This is a genomic window from Thermobifida fusca YX, from assembly GCF_000012405.1.
GTDB lineage: Bacteria > Actinomycetota > Actinomycetes > Streptosporangiales > Streptosporangiaceae > Thermobifida > Thermobifida fusca.
On the sequence record NC_007333.1, the window covers coordinates 1,863,922 to 1,886,622 of the forward strand.

The following is a 22,701-nucleotide window of genomic DNA, read 5'->3' on the forward strand; positions in this document are numbered from 1 at the left end:
GGGGTTTCCACGGTGTGGCGTCCGGGCCGCTGGTCTCAGGGCTGACCTAGCCGGCTGCCGAACACGGGGTCCCGTTGAGGGTGAACTCGGTCGGCTTGCTGCCGGGGGCAGGCGAGCCGAGGAATCCGAAGCTCGCAGTGCCGCCGGGGGCGATGGTGCTGTTCCATCCCGCGTCGCGGGCGGTCACCTTGGCTCCCGACTGGGTGAGCTGGGTGTTCCATGCCTGGGTGATCTGCTGGTTGTCGGGGAAGGTCCACGTCAGCTCCCAGCCGTTGATCGGCGTGTCGCCGGTGTTGGTGATGGTCACCTCGCCTTGGAAGCCGCCGCCCCACTCGTTGAGGACCTGGTAGGAGACAGCGCAGGCGGCGTCACCGGGCGGCTCCTCCGTTGGCGGAGTGGACGGTTCCTCCGTGGGCTCCTCGGTGGGTTCTTCCGTGGGCGGGGTGGAGGGTTCTTCTGTCGGCTCCTCGGTGGGCTGCGGTGGCGGCCCGTCCAGGTCGCCGACGATGACGCCGCGGCCGTTGGTGCCGATGTAGACGCGGCCGTAGACGTCGGGGTCGCCGGTGATGGCCGCACCGGTCCAGGCCCACTGGTGCTGGTCGTCGTTGATCCGGACCCAGGTCGTGCCTGCGTCGTCGGAGCGGAAGATGCCGCGCACCCCGTTGATCTTCGACGAGGTGTAGACAGCGGGGTAGCTGCGGCCGGGGGCGGGTTTGCCGAATCCGACGACGTCGCCTTCGTCCACGGCGGTGATCCGGGTGAAGGTGGCCCCGGAGTCGGTGGAGCGCCACATGCCGTAGGTGCTGTTGGTTTCCCCGCCTGCCAGCCAGATGTCGCCTTCGTGGCCGGGGACGGCCGCAAAACGGATGTTGCCCTTCGTGGGCAGGCCGGCGGCGGAGGATTTCGTGAAGGTGGCACCGCCGTCGGTGCTGGTGTAGAACGTGCCGTTGGCGAAGGCGTAGAACTTGTCCGGGTTGACCCGGTCGGCTTCCACGCGGGCCCCGGCGGGGACTCCCTGGGACGGGGTCCACGAAGAGCCGAGGGTGGTGGAGTAGTGCACGCCAGTGCCGTCGGGGCTCCACACGATGCGCGACCCGTCGGCGTTGACCGCGACGGTGCCAGCGCCGGTGACTCCGGAGGGTTCCTGTCCGGCCCACCAGTGTGATCCGCCGCTGGTGGAGATGCCGATGTGGGAGTCGACTTCCCCGTCGACCGCTTCCCCTACCCGGGCCATGACGCTCGGGTTGAGTTCTGCGAAGTCGATGCTGCGGGTGTTGCCGTGGAAGGGCGAGTCGAACATGGCGTCGGGGACGACGGTGATGTCGTCGTGGACGAAACCGCCGATGTCGCCGAGGGCGGAGACCAGTTCGGTGTCGCCGGGCGGGGCGATGAGGTCCTGGACCGCGGTTTCTTCAATACCTTGAGCGCGGACCTTGATGTCGATCTTCTTGCCTTCGTCCCAGTTGGTGAGGTTGTCGCTGCCGTAGATGGTGGCTCCGGTGCCGTACAGCATGCGGTCGGAGTTGAACGGGTCGATTTCGAAGGCCTGGGTCATCCAACCGAGCTTGGGGCTGACTTCGGGCGGGTTGTCCTGCCGGTTGAAGTCCAGCCACGGGGCCGCGGAGATGTCGTGGTTGTAGCGCAGGGTGCGGTCGGGGTATCCGCTGAACTCCCAGATGCGGCTCCAGGTTTCTCCGCGGTCGGTGGAACGCCAGATTTGGATGTCGGGCCACCACAGGATCTGGCTGACCACCATGATCGTGTCCGGGTTCTGCCGGTCAATGGTCAGGCCGCTGAAACCGTATTCGAAGCCGTCGGGATCGGCGGGGGTGATGTCGGTCCAGGTGCCGGTCGTGGTGTCGTAGCGCCACACTTCACCGTCGGATCCGTCGTAAGGGCCGCCGGTGTCGCTGGTGGCGATGTAGAGCAGTCCGTTGACGTGGTCGAAGACGCCTTTTTGCGCGAGGAAGCCGGTGGGCTGTCCGGGGATGCGCTCCCAGGTCTGGCCGCCGTCGGTGGAGCGGTAGACGGTGTTCTGCTTGTCGGCCACCCCGACGTAGATGTCTTTGGTGACGTGGCCGGGCGAGGAGCTGGTGGGGTCGAAGACGACCCAGACGACGCCCTGGTTGTCTCCCAGGTATCCGCCGACGTCGGAGGGGTCGGCGACGTAGTTTCCGGGGTTGGGGAAGCTGGTGACTTTCTGCCAGGTCTTGCCGTAGTCGGTGCTCTTCCACAGGCCGTGGCCGCTGGGTGCGCCCAGGTAGAGCACGCTGTTGTCGTTGGGGTCGATGGCGAGCCGCTCCCCCATGCCGCGGCCGGGCATGTTGCCGCCGAGTTTGAACGGTAGTTCAGTGGTTTCCCAGGTTTCTCCGCGGTCGGTGGAGCGTTTGATCGCGCCGTTGTTGGGGTCCCAGTCGTTGGTGTAAGTGCCGACGGCCGCATACACGCGGTCGGGGTCGACCGGGTCGGTAGCGATGCTGACGACGCCGCTGTGTCCCCAGTCGTCCCAGCCGACGTGGTCGAGCAGGGGGATCCACCGTTCGGTGGCGGGGTCCCACCGGTAGGCGCCGCCGATGTCGGTGCGCGCGTAGATCAGGTCCGGTTCGCTCTGGTTGAAGACGATGCCGGGGACGAAGCCGCCGCCGACGATTTCGACGTTGCGCCAGGTGTAGCCGGTGGTGGCGGAGGCGGGGGCGGCAGCGGAGTGGACGAGGCCGACTGCGGCCACGGTTGCGGCGGCCGCGATGCAGGTGAGTGCACGGGCGATGATGCCGCGTCTGCGGGGGGTGGGCGGGGGTGGTGTTCGCTGTGCTGTTGCTGTCATGTCATGCTCCTGATGTGGGGGTGGAGCCTGCCCGGGGCGGTCCCGGGCGGAGGGGTGGTGGCCCTGTTACCGGTGCAGTTCCACGTGTGTGGGCGGGGTGAGCCCGTGGACGGGAACGATGTCGACACCGGTGATGGGGGCCGGGCCGTCCACGGTGACGCGGAGGGTGTCGCCTTCGCGGACGGCGGTGACGACGGTGTCGCCGTCGACGTCGGTGAGGACGGTGCGCCGCCCCTGACCGCCCCAACTGACGAGGGTGATCGGGGGGAATGGGCCGTCGGGGATGGTGGTGGTTGCTTCCACTACCGGGATGAGGGCGCCCAACCGCACGAAGAGCGGGAAGCGGTTGAGCGGGCTGTGGAGTTTCACGGTGCGGCCGCCGTCGTGGAGGCGTCCGCTCCAGTAGTCGACCCAGTGGCCGGGCGGCAGGTAGACGTTGCGGATGCCTTCCGGCCCGCAGACGGGGGCGACGAGCAGGTCAGGGCCGAGGAGGTATTCCAGTTCGGCCTGCCAGGCCAGCGGGTCGTCCGGGTAGTCGACGCACAGGGCGCGCATGAGCGGTGTTCCGGTGCGTGCGGCGACGGCGGCGGCCGAGTACAGGTAGGGCATGAGCCGGTAGCGCAGGTGGAGGGCTTCGCGGGCGGCGTCTTCTGCTTCGGGGGCGAACCGCCAGGGTTCTCGGGTGGTGGTGCCGTGGAAGCGGACGAGGGGGGAGAACGCGCCGAATTGGGCCCAGCGGGCGTAGAGGACGGTGTCGGGGGTGCCGTTGAATCCTCCGGCGTCGTGGCTCCAGAAGGGGACGCCGCTGAGTCCGTGGCTGAGTCCGCCGCGCAGGGTGGCGGCCATGGCGGGGAAGGTGCATTGGCTGTCGCCGCTCCATTGGGCGGAGTGGCGTTGCCCGCCGAGATAGGAGGAGCGGGCCCAGACCAGGTCGTATCCCTTGACGTCGCGGGTGACTTGGGCGACGGCGTCGTTGAACAGCAGGGTGTAGACGTTGTGCAGGTCGGTGCCGGTCATGCCGTTGGCGGCGACGGCGTCGGCGGGGACGCCTTCCCCGAAGTCGGTTTTGAAGACGGCGACGCCTTGCTGCAGGAGGGTGCGGAGCCGGGCGGTGTACCACTCGGTGGCTTCAGGGTTGGTGAAGTCGACGATGCCGACGGGCGGGTGGGAGCCGTGCCAGGCGTCGGCGAGGTAGACCTCGCCGGTGGTGCGGCGGAGGAAGTAGCCGTGTTTGGCGGCTTTTTCGAAGTGGGGGCTGAGGTGGGAGATGTAGGGGTTGATCCACAGGCAGACGCGGAAGCCGAGGTCGGCGAGGTCGGCGAGCATCTGTTCGGGGTTGGGGAAGGCGTTGCGGTCCCAGTCCAGGTCGGACCAGTGTCCTTCGGCTTGCCAGTAGCAGTCGAGGTGGAGGACGTCGCAGGGGATGCCGCGTTCGCGGATGGTGCGGGCGCGTTCCATGACCCGCTGTTGGGTGTCGTGGATGAATCCGGAGGAGATCCAGGTGCCGAACGCCCATTTGGGGGGTAGGGCGGGGCGGCAGGTGAGCTGGTTGTAGCGGTCGAGGATGTCGCGTGGGCTGGGGCCGGCGATGACGTGGTAGTCGAGGATGTCGTCGGGGACGAGGAGTTGCACGCTGCTGTGCGTGGACTGTCCCATGTCGAATTCGGCGGGGCTGCCGGTGTGGAGGAGGAGGCCGTAGCCGCGGCTGGAGATGTAGAGCGGAACGTTTTTGTAGGCGCGGTCGGATTCGGCGCCGAAGGCGTCGAAGTTCCACATGCGGACGCGGCGGCCGCGCAGGTCGAAGGGGGTGAAGCGTTCTCCGAGGCCGCCGAGGCGTTCGTCGCTGGCGAGGGTGAAGGAGTCGTGGTAGGCGGTGACGCCGTCGACGGTGCTGCGGCCGAAGGGGAGGGTGCGGCAGCGTCCGCTGATGTCGACGTGGCCGCGGTCTTGTTCGGTGAGGAGGCGGCCGGTGTCGTCGGTGAAGCGCAGGTGCCAGGGGTCGAGGGTGAGGTGGGCGTGGAGTGGTCCGCTAGCGATGACGATGTGGTCGTCGTTGATGGTGACGTCGGCGGTGGCGTCGGGGTGGGGGTGGACCATGGTGAGGGCGCGTGTTGCGCGGGGGGCGGCGTCGGGTTGGGCGCTGAGGCGGACGCGGATGACGCCGGGTGCGGAGGCGGTGATGCTGGCGGTGAGGGTTTCGCCCGTGGTGGTGGCGGCCTTGAGGTGGATTCCCTGGTCGGTGATGTCGAGGAGGTCGGCTCGGGTGACGGTGCCGGGACTGCTGTGCCCGGGTGCGGGGACGGGCAGTTCCGGTGGGTCGGCGACGAAGCGCTCGTGGGGGACCATGGGGGGCCGGTAGAGCATGCGGGCTCCTTGCGAGGGCACGGACGTCACTCTCGATTAGTTTGGCTTCAAAACGAACAAAAATCAACGCTCCGTATGAAGGAGACCACGCACCGATAGGTGTGCGGGAGGGTCGCTGCGGGCCAAGGCGGTTCCTCGGCGTGTGCCACGTCGTGCTGTCTGGGCTGGGCGGGTGTGGGCGCGGCTCCCCGGGCCGGGGAGCCGGTTCTGGTCACTGGTGCAGGGTGAGGGGTGCGGTCACGTCCACTGCCTGGTCCGGGTCCAGGGTGACGACCCGGGTGGCGCCGTCGGGGAGTCCGATGCGTACTCGGGTGGTGTGGCGGGCGCGCAGGCGGGCGCGCATCCGGGTGGGGGTCCATTCCAGGTGGTCGACGAGCACGCCGCCGCGGCCGCACAGTCCGCGGGCTTCCCCTTCAGGCCAGGCTGGGGGAAGCGCGGGGAGCAGGTCGCAGCGGCCTTCGCGGGAGCGCAGCAGCATGGCGGCCACGACCGCGGGGAAGCCGCCGCAGATGTCGGTGTTGAACAGCGCTCTCCTGTTGTGGGTGGAGACCAGGGTGGGCCGCCAGTAGCGGGTGGCCATGAGTTCCAGCGTGGTGGCGGCCTCGGTGGCCAGGCCCAGGTTGGCGGCGGCAAGGCCGAGTTGGACGAGTCCGAACGCCATCTCGTCGGACGCTGCGGAGCGCCACCAGGCGAGGCGGGCGCGGATGGCGCGGACGGCGGCGGCGCGCAGCGTCGGGTCGGCGAAGGCGGGGTCGCCTTCGTACCAGAACGGGAAGAGGTGGGAGGCGTGGCGGTGGGTGTGGCGGTCGGTCTGGTCGAGGGGGCCGGCTGGGGTCGCCCATTCGGCGAGTTCGCCGGTGGGAGCGATGCGGTAGCGGGGCAGGCGGGCGCCGAGCTCGGCCCAGCGGCGGGCTCCGGGCAGGTCGAGGATGCGGTGGGCGCGGAGCAGGTTGCGGACCAGGTCGCGGACAGCGGCGAGGTCCATGGTGGCGTTGGCGCAGGCCTGGGAGTCGGAGTCGGCGGGGGTGTTCTCGGGTGAATAGGAGGGGACGAATCCGTCGTCGGTGAGGAAGTCTTCGTAGAACGCGGCGGCGTGGTGCAGGAACGGGAGGGCGCGTTCGCGGAGGAAGCCGGGGTCGCGGGTGTAGCTGTAGTGGTCCCAGTACAGGCGGGCGAGCCAGGCTGCGCCGGCGGTCCACAGGGTGAGGCACCATTCGGGGCCGAAGTGGTTGTGGCGGCCGTGGGTGGAGGCGTGCGGGGGGACCAGGATTCCGCGGCAGCCGTAGAGGCGTTGGGCGTTGTGGGTGAAGTCGTCGAGGAGTGTGTCGACGAGGTCGAAGACCGGGAGCATGAGTTCCGGGGTGCCGAGGGGGTGGAGGGCGGCGACGGCGGAGGCGAGGTTGCCGTCGAAGGTGTAGCCGGAGCTCCACGGCGGACTGTAGGTGCCGCTCCACACGCCTTGCAGGGTGGGGGGCAGTTCTCCGATGGCGCACACGGTGGCGTAGCGGCCCGCCTCCACGAGGCGTTCCATGAGGTGCGGGGTGGGGCCTTGGGCGAGGAGGGCTTCCCCAGGGAGGGGGTCGGGGTGGGGCTGGCGGGGGGAGAGGCGGATGCGGGAGCGGGTGATGAGGGGGGTGTGGTGGGCGGTGTGGCGGCGGAGGAGAGTGTCGAAGTCGGGGGTGAGACGGGCAAGGTCGGGGTCGCCTGGTGCGGGGGTGGTCTCGGAGGTGACGGTGGTGCGGACGAGGAGCAGGACGTGGCGGGCGCCGCTGAGGTGGAGGCGGCCTGGTTCGAGAGGGCGCAGGTGTCCGCCGGGGGCGATGATGCGGCAGGTGAGGGTGTAGCCGGTGAGGGTGGTGGGCCAGGTTCGGGCGAAGGCGGTGTGCAGGGTGAGGGTGTGGGGGGTGCTGGTGAGGCGGGTGTCGGCGGGGGTGGGGGGTTCGCCGGGCAGGGGGGCGAGTTGGAGGGTGCCGGCAAGCTCGTGGTCTGCGCTGAGGCGGATGACGATGACGTTGTCGGCGCGGGAGGCGAAGACGTCGTGGCGGATTCCGTTGGGGAGTTCTTCGCGGACGACGCCGGTGGTGTAGTCGCAGGTGCGGTGGATGGGTCCCCAGGCGGGGGCGTCGGGGATGAAGGTGAGGGTGCCGGCTCCGGTGAGCGGGTCGATCCAGCGGGTGTGGGCGTAGCCGGGGTGTTCGGTTCGGGCGAGTTCGGTGACGTGTTCGGCTGCGGCGCGGGGGCGTCCAGCGCGGATGAGGGAGCGGAGTTCGTCGAGGGCGGGGGCGGTGTGGGGGGCGGGCAGGGGTTCTTCGCGGGGCCAGAACAGGCGTTCGTGGCTGAGGGTGAGGCGGATCTGGGTTTGCATGCTGTGGGCGAGGACGCCTTGGCGGCCGTTGCCGGTGATGAGGGCTTCTTCCCAGGAGGCGGCGGGGAGGCGGGTGGCGGTGCCCTGTGTCGGGGTGGAGTAGGTCATGGGGTTACTCCCTGGTGTGGGGTGGGCACAGTACCTTATTAGTTTGTTTACTAGCCAAAATAAGGAGGGGTGGTATGCCGAGTCCAGCGTCTCTGTGGTTCGGCGGCGACTACAACCCTGACCAGTGGCCGGAACCGGTCTGGGACGAGGACATGCGGCTCATGCGGCAGGCCGGAGTCACCCTGGCCACGGTCGGCGTGTTCTCCTGGAGCCTGCTGGAACCCGAAGAAGACCGCTACACCTTCGACTGGCTGGACCGGGTCCTGGACCTGCTGCACGCCAACGGGATCAGTGCCTGCCTCGCCACCCCGACCGCGTCCCCGCCCCCGTGGTTCACCCTCGCCCACCCCGACGCTCTGCCGGTGACTGCCGACGGGGTGCGGCTGACCCACGGCAGCCGCGACACCTACGACGTGTGCGCCCCCGCCTACCGGGAGGCGTCTTTACGCATCACCCGGGCGCTCGCGGAACGCTATGCCCACCACCCCGCGCTGGCGCTGTGGCATGTGCACAACGAGTACGGCACCCACACCTACGGGGAGCACGCTGCCCGCGCCTTCCGCACCTGGCTGCGTGGCCGCTACGGCAGCCTGGCCACGCTCAACGACGCGTGGACCACGGCGTTTTGGGGGCAGCGCTATTCGGACTGGGAGCAGATCCACCCGCCGCGCGCCACCCAGTACCTGCCCAACCCGGCACACCTGTTGGACTTCCGCCGTTTCCTCTCCGACGCCATGCGCGGCCACTACTGCGCCCAGCGCGACATCCTGCGGGCCGCCAACCCGGATGTCCCCGTCACCACCAACTTCGCGTTCGGCTCCTGGGTTCCGGTCGACCCGTGGCGGTGGGCTGCCGACCTGGATCTCGTAGCGGTTGACGTCTACCCGGACGCCACCGGGGAGGCTGCGGCCCACCAGCACGCGTTCGCCGCTGACCTGGCCCGCTCCTGGGGAAGGGGCCGGCCGTGGCTGCTCATGGAGCAGGCCACCGGCTATCTCGGGGCTCGGGTGCGGCCCAAAGCTCCCGGGGAGATCATCCGGCACAGTCTGAGCCACGTGGCCCGCGGCTCCCGGGGGGCGATGTTCTTCCAATGGCGGGCCTCCGTGGGCGGAGCCGAACAGTGGCATCCCGCGATGTTGCCGCACACCGGCGCGGACTCCCCCGTCTTTGCGGAAGTGTGTGAGCTGGGAGCACTGTTGGGCCGCCTTGCGGAAGTCCAGGACACCCGGGTTGTGGAGGACGCGGCCGTGGTGTGGGATCCCGAGTCCTGGTGGGCGCTGCAGTCGCCGTCACTCCCCTCCCCCGACCTGGACTATCTCGCCGCAGTCCGGCAAGTGCACCGGGTGCTGTGGCGGCAGGGACGCACGGTCGCGTTCGTCTCCCCCCACTCCCCTATGCCGGATCTTCCCCTGCTCGTCGTGCCGCTGCTGTACTTGACCTCCGCGGCGACTGCGCGTTTCCTCGCCGACTATGCGGAGCAAGGCGGCATTCTCGTGGTCACCTACGGCAGTGGGACCGCAGACGAGCATGCGCGGGTGTGGCCTGGAGGCTACCCGGGGGCGCTCCGCGACCTGCTGGGAGTGCGTGCTCTGCAGCACTATCCGCTCGATCCGGCGGTCGACGCGGTCACGGTGTGCGGGGAGGACGGTGAATACTGGGGGCGGGCGCGCCGGTGGAGTGAAGAGCTCGACGTGGCCGACGCTAAGGTGGTAGCACGCTATGCGGACGGCCCGTTCGCGGGGCGTGCCGCGGTCACGCGGGTGGGGCGCGGCGCGGGACAGGCGTGGTACGTCTCCTGCGATCTGGAGGACGCTGGGTTGGGGAAGGTCCTGTCCCGCGCCGGCCTGTCCGGGGGCACCGCTACTCCCCCCGCGGTGGAAGTGGTACACCGGGATTCCCGGGACGAGCAGTGGGTGTTCGTGCTCAACCACGGCAACGGCCCGGTGACAGGCGCCGACCTGGGGCTGGCTGTGGAGAGCCGCGAGGTGCTCTCCGGGGTTTCTGGAGCGGCGCTGGTCGTCCCCGCGGGAGGAGTGGCGGTGCTGCGGGGGCCGCGTCGGCCGTGACCCGGAGGGGAAGGCCGCGGCCGACGCGGCTTTCTCGTATGGCCTTGGGAGGATGAAGGCCATGCGAGGGGTGGAGGACTGCCCTCACACCAGTGCGGCGAGGGGTCGGCGCGGCCGGGAGGAGGAAACCGCGCCGACCCTCACCTTCGTGCCCCGGCCGGGAGGGAAGCCGGGGTTTCTTGGCGGGGAGCACAGTGAGGGCTGGTCCGGGTTGCCGTCCGTGGGCCGCGTCGGCCGCGGCGAGCCACGGCCGACGCTCTCCCGTTCCCGGGAGGGGGACCGGGGGTGTGGGAGGGACCACGGACGGTCCGGCCCGGCACGCCACGAGTGGCGTGCCGGCCCCCGGCCTCAGGAGGGGGACTGAGGCCGGTAGGTGCAGAAGTCGAAGTCGGCAGGGAGCCCTGCCCCGGTCATGTCGTGGGCCCACAGGCCGAGGAACGCCCCCGTGAAACCCCACATGATGGGGTCGTTGCCGAACCGTTCCTCGGCGTACTCGTCGGACAGGATGCTCATGTCCAGACGCACCCCCATGTCAGCCCACGTGCTGCCGTCGGAGGAGACGGCGAAGCGCAGGTCGTTCCGGTCGATTTCGGCGCGCAGGAAGACCTTCGGCCAGTCGGTGACGCTGATCCGCCGTCCCACTTCGCGGATGATGCCGCGGTCGCTGGTGAGCACGCCCGCGAACACGCCGCCCCGGTCGTCGCGGTTGATCCGCAGGTAGTGCCATTGGCGGGTGTTGTAGTAGGCGGTGATGCCTGCCATCTGCCGGAAGTCTTCCGGCTTGAACTCCAGGCAGGCTTCGAAGATGCAGGCGCGGTGCTGCAGTCGGCGTGCCACCAGGCTGGGCTCGTGCAGGCCAGCAGGCGACTGCCCGCCGCGGATCCGCAGGTAGCCGGGCCGTTCGGTGAGGGAGACCCAGGAGGAGTCGAAGGGCCGGCGCAGCGTGCTCCACTCGGGCCGCGGCGTGGGGTCGTCGAAGTGGTCGGTCTCCGACGGCTGCGGCCACGGGTGCGGGGCCAGGCCGCGCGGTCCCGGCACTTCCAGCAGCGGTTCCGCGTTGCGGACGCGGGGCCACCCGTCTGAAGACCATTCGATCTTCTGCAACGCGGTCTCCCGACCGAGGACGCACCGGCCGCTGGGCGGCATCGGGCGTCCGGTCAGGTGCGCGAAATACCATTCGCCGTGCTGGGTTTCGACCATGCTCGCGTGCCCGGCCTTCTGCAGCGGCGCTTCGGGAACGTGCCGCGAGGTGAGGGCTGGCCCGGCCGGGTCGACCTCGTAGGGTCCGGTGACCGAGCGGGAGCGGGCCACGGTGACCTGGTGCTCCCACTGGGTGCCGCCTTCGGCGGTGACCAGGTAGTACCAGCCGTCGCGCTTGTAGATGTGGGGCGCCTCGGTCACGCCGGCTTCGGTGCCGGTGAAGATGATCACCGGTTCACCGACGAGTTTCATGTCGCGCACCGAGAACTCTTGGGCGACGATGCCACCGAACGCGTCCCGTCCCGGCCGCCAGTCCATGGAGGTGCTGAGCAGCCAGCTCCGTCCGTCGTCGTCGTGGAACAGCGACGGGTCGAAGCCGAGGGAGTGGAGCGGCACCGGGTCGGACCAGGGGCCGGTGATGTCGGGAGCGGTGGTGACGTAGTTGGGCGCGTCCCAGAAGTTGCCGCTGTAGCTTGCGACGTTCGTGAAGACGAGGAAGAACAGTCCGTCCCGGTAGGACAGGGCGGGTGCCCACACCCCTGCGCCGTCCCGCCGTCCAGCCAGGTCCAGCAGTCGAGTCTCGGTGAGTGCACCGCCCAGGGGGCGCCAGTGCACCAAGTCCCGGGAATGGTGCAGGGTCACTCCGGGATACCACTCGAATGTGGAGGTCGCCATGTAGTAGTCGTCGCCCACTCGCAGGATGGAAGGGTCGGGGTAGAAGCCGGTGAGTACCGGGTTGCGAATCGTGCCCGCCCTCGGTTCCTCACGAGACGGGGAGGACGTGACTTGGGGAGACGTCATGACTGCCTTTCTGGCTCGGGCCGGAGTCTCCGGCAGACGCGAGGGTCAGTGGTGGCTTATTTGCCGATGCCGGCGGCCAGACCACTGAGCAGTTGTCTTCGACCGAACAGGTAGAGGGCCAGCACGGGGAGCGCCGACAGCACCACGGCCGCCATGAGGCCGGGGACGTCGGTGCCGTACTGGGTCTGGAACTCCCACAGGCCCAGGGGGAGTACTCGGGTGTCCATGCTCTGGGTCAGCACGAGGGGGAACAGGAAGTTGTTCCAGGCGTTGAGACCCACGAAGATCGTCACGGTGACCACCCCGGAGCGGGACAGGGGCAACACCAGGTTCCAGAAGATCTGGAAGTTGCTTGCACCGTCCAGGGACATGGCCTCGTACAGCGAACTGGGGACATCCCGCAGCGAGCTGGTGAGGACGACGATGGACACGGGCAGCGCGAACGCGGCGGTCGGCAGGATGACCGCGGTGAGCGAGTCGTAGAGGTGCAGCCGGGTGATGAGCAGGTAGATCGGGATGATCACTGCCTGGGCGGGGACGGCGAGTCCCAGCAGGAACAGGGTGAACCCGATGCGGACCACGCGGCTCTTGCTGCGCACGATGGCGAAAGCGGCAGGCAGGGCCACAGCGAGGACCAGGATGATCGCGCCGAACGCCACGATGAGGCTGTTGGTGAGGAATTTAAGGAACCCCACCTCGAAGGCGCGCCGGTAGGCGTCGAGCGTGATCTCTTCGGGGATCGACAGTGGTCCAGCGCTGAGGTAGTCGCCGGAGCCGCGCAGGCTCGTAGCGATGAGGAAGTACAGCGGGACCACGACGAGGACCAGCCAGATGGCCGCGCCGATGCCGGCACCGTAGGCGGGACGGCTCACTCTCCTGCTGCCGGCGCGCGCCGCAGAGCGCTTGGCGGAGCGGGCAGGCGTAACCGATTCTGCCTGCTCTCCCGCGGGGCGGGCGGTGATGGTCGACATCGTCAGACTCCTTCTCGCTCGCTGGTCATCTGCGAGTAGCCGCTGACCCGCACCACCAGCAGCGACAATCCGGTACCGACCGCGACCAGCAGGACCGCGATGGCGCTGGCGTAGCCCATTTCGAAGGCGGAGAAGCCCTTGAGGTACATGTGCAGCGGCAGGATGCGGGTGGCTGTGCCGGGACCGCCTCCAGTCAGCAGCAGCACGGTCTCGAAGTAGGTCATGGACCCGACGATCATGAGCACTGAGGAGGCGATGATGGTGTGCCGCAGTTGCGGCACGGTGATGCGCCAGAAGCGCTGCAGCGGGCTGGCTCCGTCGATTTCGGCTGCCTCATACAGCGACGCGGGGATCTGCTTGGCGGCCGCCTGGTAGAGCAGCATGTGGAAGGGGAGGAACTGCCAGAGGAGGACGAACACGATCGCCCACAGCGCCAGGTCGGGGTCGCCCAGCACGTTGGCGCTCAGTCCGGTCAGTTCCGACCATTGGGCGGGGAGCCCGAAGGTGGGGTCCAGCAGGGCCTGCCAGATCAGCGCGATCGCAGCGGTGGACAGCAGCAGCGGGAGGAAGAAGATGGTGCTGACCACGGCGCGGATGCGCTGAGGGCCGGCTGCCCACGCCCCGAACGCCAGGGCGAGCGGGGTCTGGGTGGCCCAGGTCAGGACGGTCAGGGTCAGCGTGATCATCAGGCCGGAGCCGACGAGTTTGTCGGACGGCAGCGTCCGCCAGTTGTGCAGTCCGGCCCACTCGGGGTTGCCGAGCCCGTCCCACGTGGTGAAGCTGAGCCCCGCCACGATGGCGATCGGGGCAAGTCCGAAGATCCCGAAGAAGATAAGGGCGGGAGCGGCCCAGAGGGCTCCGGGCCGCTGCACTCGGGTGGTAGCCGAGGTCACTGGGTGGCCTCCATGGCCTCAGCGAACTCTTCAGGAGTCATGTCACCCAGGAAGACCAACTGCAGGTTGGTCAGCATCGTCTCGGCCGCCGCCGGCGGGATCGCCTGGTCCCAGGACTGGGTGAAGCTGGGCGCCTCGGCGACGAGCTGGTAGGTGAAGGTGGTGAACTCGGAGTGCTCGGTCTCGGCGAGCTTGTCTTCGATGCCGGCGACCGCGGGCACGTGGCCGATCTCGATGAGGTCCTCGACGTAGGCGTCGGAGGCCATGGTCTCGACGAGGAAGTCAATCGCCTCGTCCACGTTGTCGCTGTCCGAGTTCACGGAGAAGTAGTTGCTGGGGTTGCCGACGATCGCGGCGGGGTCACCCTTGCCGTCTTCCAGGGCGGGGAAGGCGATGAAGCCGAGGTTTCCGTCGGCCAGGAAGTCGGGGTTGTGCTCCTGCTGGTTGGAGATCTCCCAGGTACCCATCAGGTACATGGCACCCTTGCCGCTGGCGAGCACGGTGGAGGCGCTGCCGTTGTCGGAGGTGAGGGAGGAGAAGTTGTCACCGAAGGCGCCGCGCTCCACCAGGTCCTGGCACATTTCGAGGGCCTTGATGATGGCCGGGTCCTTCCAGGCGCCTTCCTTGCCTTCGGCGATGGCCTGGAACACTTCGGCACCGCCGATGCGGTCCGTGAGGTACTCCAGCCACATCAGCTCGGTCCACGCCTGGGCACCGGGCAGGACGATGGGGGTGATGCCTTCCTTCTTGAAGGTGTCGACCAGGTCGAGCAGCTCGCTGTAGGTGGTGGGCGGTTCGACGCCGACTTCCTTGAAGACCTTCTTGTTGTAGAAGAGCACCACCGGCAGCACGCCCTGCATCGGAACGCCGTAGTAGCTGCCGTCGATCTTGGCCACGTCCAGGACGCTGGGCAGGAAGGCGTCGCGGAACTCGGGGTTGGCCTCCATCGCCTCGGTCAGGTCAACCACCTGGTTGGCCTTGACGTACTGGGCGAGGTTTCCACCACCCCAGTTGAAGAAGACGTCGGGAGACTCGGGCGAGCCGAGCGCCACCTGGATGCGCTGCTTGTAAGCGTCGTTGACGTAGGTGACGAGCTCGCCGTCGATTCCGGCGTTCTTGCTGTAGGTGTCGATGGCGCTCTGCACGACCTCGTTGACCGAGGCGTCCTCGACCATCCACACTTCGACTCCGGCCTTGTCGCTATCAGCGCCGGGTCCGGAGGTCCCGCACGCGGTCGTGAGGCCGAGCGCGAGCGCCGCCAGGGCGCTGCCGAGCATGTGGGTCCGGGTTATGCGTCTCATGAACGGGACACCGTCCTCGGGTTAGTTTCAGGGGGATTTCGACGACAGCAGCCGAACTCCGAAATTTTTCGAGAGTTTTCGGGATAAAGACGCTAGGTGTGTCGAAAATCTCCGTCAACCCCCCAGACGTCTCATTCAGGTAACAGCACTCACATCCCTGAGAGAGCCCCCAGCTCAGACGAGTACGATCTGCTACAGAGAAGGACAAAGCTCCACACTCCACCCCGAAAGATTTGTCGAAACCTTTCGGTCTAGGATGGTGGGGTAACCGCGTTCCACTGCCCTGAGGAGGCCCGTGTCCAGACGACGCCCCACCCTGGCCGAGGTGGCCCGTCAGGCCGGTGTCTCGGTTTCGACCGTCTCCAAGGTGGTCAACGGCCATCTCGATGTGGCGGCCGAAACCCGACGCCACATTGAGCAACTTCTGGAGCAGCACCAGTACCGGCAGCGCCGCTCACCTGGCCGCCAAGCCGTGGGTCTTATCGACCTGGTCTTCCACGACCTGGATAACTCCTGGGCGATGCAGATCCTGGCCGGGGTGGAGCAGGCTGCCCACGAGCACGGTGTTGGCGTAGTGGTTTCCGCGGTGCGCAACGACAACGACCGTCCGGGGCGCCGTTGGCTGGACAATGTGCGCGCCCGGGGAACCGACGGCGTCGTGCTGGTGCTGTCGGAACTGTCGCCTGAGCAGCGGTCCCAGTTGAAAGCGCTGGGAGTTCCCGTGGCCGTGGTCGACCCGGTCGGTGACCTTTCCCACGAGGTCCCCGCGGTGGGCACTACGAACTGGGCTGGCGGCCTGGCCGCCACCCAGCATCTCATCGAACTGGGCCACACGCGTATCGCCACCATCAGCGGGCCCACACACATGTTGTGCAGCCGGGCCCGGGTGGACGGATACCGCAGTGCGCTTGACGCGGCAGGGTTGACCGTACCCGACGAGTACATCGGCTACGGCGACTTCACGATCCCCGGCGGGCACGCGGAGACCCACCGGTTGATGGAGCTCCCTGAACCGCCCACGGCGATCTTCGCCGGGTCCGACATGATGGCCCGGGGTGCCTACGAGGCCCTGTTCGAACGCGGCCTGCGGGTCCCGCAGGATGTGAGTGTGGTCGGTTTCGACGACCTTCCCGAAGCTGCCTGGGCGGCGCCGCCGCTGACCACGGTGCGTCAGCCGCTCAGTGAGATGGGACAGATGGCGGCCCGCACCCTGCTGCGCATGGTCGCCGGGGAAAAGCCTCACCCTCGCCGCGTGGAACTCGCTACCGAACTGGTGAAACGCGCGAGCACCGGTCCCCCGCCCAGTTAATAAAACATGCCGCCGGGAAAGCGCTCACATGCGGACGTCCACGGGGGTACGCCCGCAACCGCCTTGCCCGCCGGTGCAGCGCCGCGGCGCGGTGCCCTTTGGCTTGAGCGAACCCGCTGCTGACCGGGCCTGCGGTGCGGGCGGCTGGGTGGCTCGCTCCACAGCTTTCCCCCACTGCGATGCGGGTCGGACGAACGTGTCTACCCCGTGCGGGTGAGGGGGCGACAGCTCGAGCTGTCGCCCCCTCTGCCTGTCCAGTGGGTTTTCTGGCAGGCGCTGTGGCGGTCAGTCGCGCCGAGTGTAAGCCACGCCGGGTTCGAGAGTCCGACCACCGAAGAGCTCGGTGACCGTCACAAAGTGGTACCCCTTGGCGTGCAGCTGGCTGAGCACTTCGGGGATGGCGTCCACCGTGGGCCGGTGGATGTCGTGGAAGAGCACGATGCTGCCGGGCCGGGTGCCGGACACGGCCGCTTCGATAGTCTTCTCGGTGTCCCGGTGCTGCCAGTCCAGGGTGTCGACGTCCCACAGGATCAGCGGGTAGTCGATGCTGGCCTGGGTGGTTTCGTTGTACGAACCGTAGGGCGGGCGAACCGTGGTCCGCGTCACCCCGGTCGCCTCCTCGATCGCCTTCCACGTCTTCTCAATGTCGTCCTGCACGGCGTTCCCGCTCTTGGTGGCGAGGTTGTCGTGCTTCCAGGAGTGGTTGGCGATCTCGTGCCCGGCTTCCATCGCGGCCCGTACCGTGTCCGGGTCGCCTTCGGTGAGCTGGCCCAGCACGTAGAAGGTGGCCTTCGCCGAGTAGGCCTCCAAGTGCTTCAGCAGGAGCGGGGTGTCCGCTCCTGGCCCGTCGTCGAACGTCAAAGCCACGCACGGCACCCGGTCGCAGTCGATGGTGTAGGTGGGGACGGTGTTCGAGGGCAGCTCCAGGCTCTCCTCCCCGTCCCGGACGGCTTGCCGGGCGCTGCGCCCGAACCGGGACAGCAGCGGTTCACTGTCGGCCACGGTCACCTGGACCTCGTTGTCGGCGACTTCGCCAGGGCTGAAGCTCACCACGAGATCCCCCGCAGCGTCGAAGCCGAGGTCTGCGAGCGGCGAGTCTTCGTGCTTTTCCGCGCTCTTCCACACTGCTTCGGGGTCGACCAGCGCGGGCTCGGTGTCTTCCGCGTCCGGCAGTTCGTCTTGCGGGGTGGGCAGCCCGTCGGGCATGGCGTCAGCGGCCACATCGTGGTCCTTGTGCAGCGCTAGCGCGACCCGGGCGGCGAGCTGGTCGACCGCTTGGTCTCCGTTGAGGAGCGCAGTCCACGGCAGTGCCTCTCCGGAGGCCACGTCGTACCAGTGGGTGGAGGCGTCGACCCGGTCTTCGTACTGGGAGATCACCCGGGCACCCAGCACTCCGTTCGAGGCGACGAGGAACTCGGCGTGCTGGGTCAATTCCCCGCCGTCCCCTTGGGTGATGAATTCGGTCTCCCGCTCGGCCATCGTGGTGCGGATGTCGACGGTGAAGTCGGTGGCTCCTGGAACCACCGGATATTTGCTGGTGATCGTCGTACCGTCGACGGACACGGAGTGTTCGGCAACGGTCAATCCGTCGATCCACGTGGGTTCGATCGTGTGCAAGCCGTCAGCGAGTCTTTCGCGTCCTCCTTTGAGGGCGCCGAGTTCTTCCCACGACGTACAAGCAGTGAGCGGCGCTGTGACCGCCATGACCGCGCACCAGCTGACCAGTTGCCTTTTCCAGGTTTTCCACACCACTGCGACCCGACCTAACCGACGAAGAAGGGCATGCGGGAGTTGAGACGATCCGGGATCAGGGATCGGTTCGGCGCCGTTGACACCGTTGACTGTACGTTATGTCCCACCACCGAACCACAGGGGAAATAAACGCGCGGTCCAGTGACAGACTTGGGTTTTTCCATGGCTGGACACAACCATTCTGGCGGTAACTGTTGGTGGGGGGAGACAGATCGTGTCACCTGGGTGCGTCTTCCACCAATGGTCGGGACACACCTGCCTGCCTCTCTGCAACTATCGCTCTGTGTAGTTATATGAGCATTGACAGTGGTGGCGGCGAATACGCCTCGGTGGGTGATCGTTATGCGGGCTCTAGTGACCGGAGGAGCCGGATTTATCGGTTCCCACCTGGTTGACTTCCTGCTTACCCACGGCCACGACGTGGTAGTCCTCGACGATCTGTCGACTGGGTCACGCACCAACCTGGTCTCCGCACTGCGGGACCCCCGGATGCGGTTTATTCACGGGTCGGTGCTCGACGATCGGGCGCTGCGCACCGCGATGGCCGGCCGGGACACGGTCTTCCACCTGGCTGCGCTCGTAGGCGCCCGGGTGGTGGGGGTCGACCCGGTGCGTGCCATCCACGTCAACATCACGGGCACGGAGCGGGTCTTGGCTGCCGCTTTGGAACAGGGGTGCCGTTTCCTGTTCGCTTCGGGAGGCGAGGTGTACGGCCGCTGCGACGGGGAGGCGCTCCGGGAGAACGACGACCGTCTCTTGGGCTCGGCCCAGGAAGGGCGCTGGTGTACCGCGGCGAGTAAAGGGCTGGGCGAGTACTTGGTCACCCGCTATGCCCGGGAGTATGGGATGCCCGCGGTGATCGTCCGCCTGTTCGACGTGACGGGGCCGCGGCAGAGCGCTGATCAGGGACATGTGGTGCCCACTTTCGTGGAGCAGGCCTTGCACGGGCGTCCGCTCACCGTGCACGGGGACGGGTCGCAGACGCGCTGCTTCTGCTCGGTGCGCGAGGTGGTGGCGGCGCTCCTCGCCCTCATCGAACAGCCTTTGGCGTACGGGCGTGCCGTCAACATTGGTGCGACCCGGCCGGTGAGCATCCGGGATCTGGCGGTACGGGTCCGGGATCTCACCGGTTCGACCAGTCCGATTGTGAGCATTGACCATCGCGTGGCCCGCGGGCCGCACTACGATCTGACCCGCCACCGCACCCCGGATACGACGTTGGCTGCAGCGTTGATTGACTGGCGGGCCACTGTCGACGTGGACACGATCATCACGGAGATGATCGCCGACTATTCCACGCCCGCGTCCTTGTTTCCGCTGCTGGACGGCGACGTGACGGTCTAAGGTCCGCAGGTTTCCCGCGGGGGGCGGTTGCGGGTTCGGGCACGCTCCAGGGAACCGGGTGCGGTCCACGGCTTTCCGGTGTCGCTGGGCCCGAGTGCCAGGTTGCTGTGCCGGGCGCGGTTGTCGGTCTACTGCGGGGCCTGTGTTCGCGGGCAGCACTGTTTTCGGGAGTGCCCGCTCAGATTCGCGGGGCGCGGGTGAGTGTCGGCAGCCCCTCGGGGAAGAGCACAGCGGCCGGGTCGGGGAGTTCCACTCCCGCCAGTTCTGCGGCAGCGCGGCTCAGTTCCGGGTTGTTGAGGTGTCCTGCCACAGTCGTGATGATCTCCCGTAGCGCTGCCACCACGTCTGCTCCGCGGTATGCGGAAGCGTAGCGGGCGGCCACGGCCGGGGTCCGCGACTGGCATGCCGCGCAGTGCAGCAGCACCCGCTTGTTCTCGTCGCGCAGCTGCGCGACCATACGGGCTGCTTCGTCCAGCACGAAATGCAGGTTGGGGTTGGCTCCGGGTAGGTCGTGCAGCCACACTTCCACGATGTCGCGGCGTGGCAGATGCGGTGGGTGGTCGCGAGTGCCCATCCGGCACAGCGACACTACTGCGTCCGCGTCAGTGCTGTCACGGACGTATTCCATGGTGCACAGCACGACCCCCGGGTCGTGAGGGTGAGGGATCGCGAAGGGTTGGCGGTGTTCCCGGTCAAGACCGGGCACCACTTGGGTGTCGCGTTGCGGCCAGGCTGCGGGGTCCGGGCCGCGGGCGGCGACGAGCGCGGCGGTGACGAGGACGCGCTGCGGTGTGGCTGCGGCGAGTTCCCGCTGCACGGACAGCGGGATAGCGGAGACTCCCCAGCGGGCGCCGGCGAGTACGCCCGCGTACTGGGCGGCGGCGAGCCCGCCTTGGGTGTAGGCCCGCTGGACTGCGGCGGTGAGCTGAGTGCAGGGGAAGAGGCCGCGTGCGAGGTCCAAAGGCGGTGTCGGAGTTTCTGCTGCCGCCCGCCAGCCCACGGCTGCCGGGTGTGCGCTGTCCGGGAAGACAGGGTCGGGGAGGATGCCGTCGACTACTCCGCGTTGCACTGCTGCGGCCCAGTGGCGGGCAAGAGGAGTGCCGGGCAGTTCGCGAGGCCCGGCGGTGAGGTCCCGGATCGCTTCCCTGGCCTGGCCGCCGATTCCTGCCAGGTATTCCTCGGCTGGCTGGGGGTCTTCCCCCAGCAGCAGGCGGGCTGCTGCCCCGCCGACCATTGCTCCGGCGGCCCGGTCCCAGACCACGTGCCATTCGTCCCACACGGCCGTACGTGCTCACCCCCCGAGTATCCGTAGTGTGCCGCACCGTTTTTCTCTTCCGTGCTGGCCGGTGCTCTTTGCGGAAGCTCGGCGCGGGGAGAAGAGGTAGTTTTGGGGCCGTCCCACCGGTGCGAGGAGCGGGAGGAGTGGGTATGGGGCGGGTCACCACCCGGGTACGGGTGCGGCGGATCAGCGGTTCCGTGGCGCGTGACCGCATGGACACCCTCGTGGTGGAAGAACCATTGGAGATGCGGCTCGGCGGTCAAGTATTGACCGTCACCATGCGCACTCCCGGACACGATTTTGAGATGGTGACCGGGTTCCTCATCGGTGAGGGCGTGATCGCTGATGCTTCCGACATCCACTCCCTGCGCTATTGCGCGGGCGCGACCGAGGACGGCGTCAATACGTACAACGTTATCGACGTCGTCTTAGCTCCCGGTGTTCCGGAACCGAATGTCGCTGCGGCACGGAACTTCACCACTACCTCGTCGTGCGGGGTGTGCGGGAAGACCAGTCTGGAAGCGGTGCGGACGAAGAGCCGTTTCGTGGTAGCTGACGACCGGGTGTGTTTCTCCACGGCTGTCTTGTCTGCTCTGCCGGACCGGTTGCGGGAAGCACAGAAAGTGTTTGCGCGCACGGGCGGGCTGCACGCTGCTGCGCTCGTCACCCCCGGCGGGGAGCTGCTGTGTGTCCGGGAGGACATCGGTCGGCACAACGCGGTGGACAAGGTGATCGGGTATGCCGCTGGCCGGTACGGGCTGCCGTTGCGGGGCATGGGGCTGCTGGTGTCGAGCCGGGCTTCGTTCGAGTTGACGCAGAAAGCCTTGATGGCGGGGATTCCGGTGCTGGCCGCGGTCTCCGCGCCGTCGTCGCTGGCGGTGGAGCTGGCCGATCAGTCGGGGATGACCCTCATCGGGTTCCTGCGCGGTCCTTCGATGAACGTCTACGCCGGGGGGCACCGCGTGGTCGAGGATTGACTGCTCCCCCGCCTGAGGGCCGGGACGCCTCTGGGGCTCTCGGTGACCGGGCCCTCGGCGGGGTGTTTGGGGGATGGTCAGCGGGCGGAACCGGTCTGCGGGGCCGGGTCCTGGGCGGTGGGCAGCGTCTCCGGGCCTTGCGCGGCACTGGTGTCGGGGACCGCGGTCTGGGCGAGGAACGCACCGGTCACCACGGCGGCCGCCCCGACAAGCTGGGCGACGCTCAACGCTTCCCCGAGCAGCAGCCAGGCCAGGACGATAGAGGTTACGACCTCCAGGTAGGCCACTCCCCCGGCGACGACAGGGGACAGCCGCCGTACCGCGGCCACCCCGGTGAGGTAGGCGATGGTGGTGGCGACCAGGGCAAGCCACACCAGGAGGATGAGGGCGGGGATGTCCAGCCCGCCGAACCCGACATTCTGGGCCAGGATGCCCCACGGCAGGGTCCACGGGCGGGCGAGGAGGCTCAGGAGTGCGGTGGCGATGAGCGCGCCGTAGGAGATGACAGCGAGAGGGTCGACGTCGTCGCGGGCCGTGTCCGACAGCAGGAAGTAGGTGGCCTGGCAGACCGCTGCAGCCAGCGCGAGGATCAGGCCGACCGCGTCCAGGCGGATGCCTGCCCAGACTTCGACGAGGCAGCCCAGGCCGATGACTGCCAGGGCCACGCCGAGGGATGCGGCGCGGGACACGGGGATGCGCCGCACGAGGCGGGTCCACAGCAGGACGAGGACGGGGCCGAGGAATTCGATGAGGAGCGCCACCCCCACGGGGATCCGGGAAATGGCTGCGAAGTAGAAGGCTTGGACTCCCGCCATCGGGAAGACGCCGTAGGCGAGGAGAAGGGCGGGGCGGGTACGCAGGGTGCGGTGGTGGCGGAAAGCGACGGGAAGCAGGAGTAGAGCTGCTCCGGCTACCCGGAGCCACGTGACGTGCAGGGGGTCGAGTCCGGCGTCGATGAGCGGCCGGGCCACGGGGCCGGAGCCGCCGAAGGCAAGTGCAGAGGCGATCGCGAATGCCAACCCGGAGGACCGGTTTCTGGTGATGTCGGCCATGACTCCCCCTGACATCGAAATTGTCCGCTGATAGGACCTTGACGGCCGCGTTGATCCTAGGCCATCCGGAGACAGTCGGATCCGGGGGTGTCGTG

The 22,701-nt window shown here is 68.2% G+C and carries 14 protein-coding genes; 4 read left to right on the forward strand and 10 right to left on the reverse strand.

The genetic code is table 11. From position 1 onward, the window contains the following. Positions 1-46: 46 nt before the first annotated feature. The 3 genes from TFU_RS07945 to TFU_RS07955 form a co-directional block, all read right to left on the reverse strand. Positions 47-2,824: a cellulose binding domain-containing protein gene (locus TFU_RS07945; RefSeq protein WP_011292038.1), complete on the reverse strand. Its 2,778-nt coding sequence runs from the start codon at positions 2,822-2,824 to the stop codon at positions 47-49. Between the two features lie 66 nt (positions 2,825-2,890). Then, positions 2,891-5,188, reverse strand: a complete 2,298-nt coding sequence (gene yicI / locus TFU_RS07950; RefSeq protein WP_011292039.1) for an alpha-xylosidase — start codon at positions 5,186-5,188, stop codon at positions 2,891-2,893. Positions 5,189-5,399: 211 nt separating this feature from the next. Continuing rightward, entirely contained in the window at positions 5,400-7,661 is a 2,262-nt protein-coding gene (locus tag TFU_RS07955; RefSeq protein WP_011292040.1) for a glycosyl hydrolase family 95 catalytic domain-containing protein, read from the reverse strand. A gap of 74 nt (positions 7,662-7,735) precedes the next feature. On the opposite strand from TFU_RS07955, the gene TFU_RS07960 reads away from it, so the two are divergent. Then, a complete protein-coding gene (locus tag TFU_RS07960; protein ID WP_011292041.1) occupies positions 7,736-9,727 on the forward strand; it encodes a beta-galactosidase in 1,992 nt (663 codons plus the stop codon). A gap of 348 nt (positions 9,728-10,075) precedes the next feature. Here TFU_RS07960 and TFU_RS07965 read toward each other — a convergent pair whose 3' ends face one another. From TFU_RS07965 to TFU_RS07980, 4 genes are read right to left on the reverse strand one after another with little or no spacing between them, the layout of a single operon-like run. Then, complete coding sequence (locus TFU_RS07965) at positions 10,076-11,728, reverse strand: glycoside hydrolase family 43 protein (RefSeq protein ID WP_011292042.1); 1,653 nt, start codon at positions 11,726-11,728, stop codon at positions 10,076-10,078. A gap of 56 nt (positions 11,729-11,784) precedes the next feature. Then, positions 11,785-12,699: a carbohydrate ABC transporter permease gene (locus TFU_RS07970; RefSeq protein WP_011292043.1), complete on the reverse strand. Its 915-nt coding sequence runs from the start codon at positions 12,697-12,699 to the stop codon at positions 11,785-11,787. A gap of 2 nt (positions 12,700-12,701) precedes the next feature. Continuing rightward, positions 12,702-13,592: a carbohydrate ABC transporter permease gene (locus TFU_RS07975; protein ID WP_011292044.1), complete on the reverse strand. Its 891-nt coding sequence runs from the start codon at positions 13,590-13,592 to the stop codon at positions 12,702-12,704. Then, a complete protein-coding gene (locus TFU_RS07980; RefSeq protein ID WP_011292045.1) occupies positions 13,589-14,893 on the reverse strand; it encodes an ABC transporter substrate-binding protein in 1,305 nt (434 codons plus the stop codon). Before TFU_RS07980 ends, TFU_RS07975 begins: the two co-directional genes overlap by 4 nt. A gap of 295 nt (positions 14,894-15,188) precedes the next feature. On the opposite strand from TFU_RS07980, the gene TFU_RS07985 reads away from it, so the two are divergent. Continuing rightward, the gene (locus TFU_RS07985) at positions 15,189-16,202 is read left to right on the forward strand and encodes a LacI family DNA-binding transcriptional regulator (protein ID WP_011292046.1); all 1,014 of its coding nucleotides are present in this window, start codon (positions 15,189-15,191) and stop codon (positions 16,200-16,202) included. 285 nt (positions 16,203-16,487) lie between these two features. Here TFU_RS07985 and TFU_RS07990 read toward each other — a convergent pair whose 3' ends face one another. Further along, positions 16,488-17,906, reverse strand: coding sequence for a polysaccharide deacetylase family protein (locus tag TFU_RS07990; protein WP_370491877.1), 1,419 nt, complete (start codon positions 17,904-17,906; stop codon positions 16,488-16,490). Positions 17,907-18,296: 390 nt separating this feature from the next. On the opposite strand from TFU_RS07990, the gene TFU_RS07995 reads away from it, so the two are divergent. Further along, complete coding sequence (locus tag TFU_RS07995) at positions 18,297-19,298, forward strand: NAD-dependent epimerase/dehydratase family protein (RefSeq protein WP_011292048.1); 1,002 nt, start codon at positions 18,297-18,299, stop codon at positions 19,296-19,298. Positions 19,299-19,476: 178 nt separating this feature from the next. On the opposite strand, the gene TFU_RS08000 is transcribed toward TFU_RS07995, so the two are convergent. Then, positions 19,477-20,577, reverse strand: a complete 1,101-nt coding sequence (locus tag TFU_RS08000) for a dual specificity protein phosphatase family protein (protein ID WP_011292049.1) — start codon at positions 20,575-20,577, stop codon at positions 19,477-19,479. A gap of 149 nt (positions 20,578-20,726) precedes the next feature. On the opposite strand from TFU_RS08000, the gene fdhD reads away from it, so the two are divergent. Beyond that, positions 20,727-21,554 (forward strand): formate dehydrogenase accessory sulfurtransferase FdhD, encoded by an 828-nt coding sequence (fdhD, locus tag TFU_RS08005; RefSeq protein ID WP_011292050.1) that lies wholly within the window; start codon positions 20,727-20,729, stop codon positions 21,552-21,554. A gap of 77 nt (positions 21,555-21,631) precedes the next feature. Here fdhD and TFU_RS08010 read toward each other — a convergent pair whose 3' ends face one another. After that, a complete protein-coding gene (locus tag TFU_RS08010; RefSeq protein ID WP_011292051.1) occupies positions 21,632-22,606 on the reverse strand; it encodes an EamA family transporter in 975 nt (324 codons plus the stop codon). Between the last annotated feature and the right edge of the window lie 95 nt (positions 22,607-22,701).

Bases quoted from the DNA above. Each gene is read 5' to 3' on its own strand.
- TFU_RS07945 (WP_011292038.1), bottom strand. From the start codon at position 2,824: ATGACAGCAACAGCACAGCGAACACCACCCCCGCCCACCCCCCGCAGA.
- yicI (WP_011292039.1), bottom strand. From the start codon at position 5,188: ATGCTCTACCGGCCCCCCATGGTCCCCCACGAGCGCTTCGTCGCCGAC.
- TFU_RS07955 (WP_011292040.1), bottom strand. From the start codon at position 7,661: ATGACCTACTCCACCCCGACACAGGGCACCGCCACCCGCCTCCCCGCC.
- TFU_RS07960 (WP_011292041.1), top strand. From the start codon at position 7,736: ATGCCGAGTCCAGCGTCTCTGTGGTTCGGCGGCGACTACAACCCTGAC.
- TFU_RS07965 (WP_011292042.1), bottom strand. From the start codon at position 11,728: ATGACGTCTCCCCAAGTCACGTCCTCCCCGTCTCGTGAGGAACCGAGG.
- TFU_RS07970 (WP_011292043.1), bottom strand. From the start codon at position 12,699: ATGTCGACCATCACCGCCCGCCCCGCGGGAGAGCAGGCAGAATCGGTT.
- TFU_RS07980 (WP_011292045.1), bottom strand. From the start codon at position 14,893: ATGAGACGCATAACCCGGACCCACATGCTCGGCAGCGCCCTGGCGGCG.
- TFU_RS07990 (WP_370491877.1), bottom strand. From the start codon at position 17,906: ATGGCGGTCACAGCGCCGCTCACTGCTTGTACGTCGTGGGAAGAACTC.
- TFU_RS07995 (WP_011292048.1), top strand. From the start codon at position 18,297: ATGCGGGCTCTAGTGACCGGAGGAGCCGGATTTATCGGTTCCCACCTG.
- fdhD (WP_011292050.1), top strand. From the start codon at position 20,727: ATGGGGCGGGTCACCACCCGGGTACGGGTGCGGCGGATCAGCGGTTCC.
- TFU_RS08010 (WP_011292051.1), bottom strand. From the start codon at position 22,606: ATGGCCGACATCACCAGAAACCGGTCCTCCGGGTTGGCATTCGCGATC.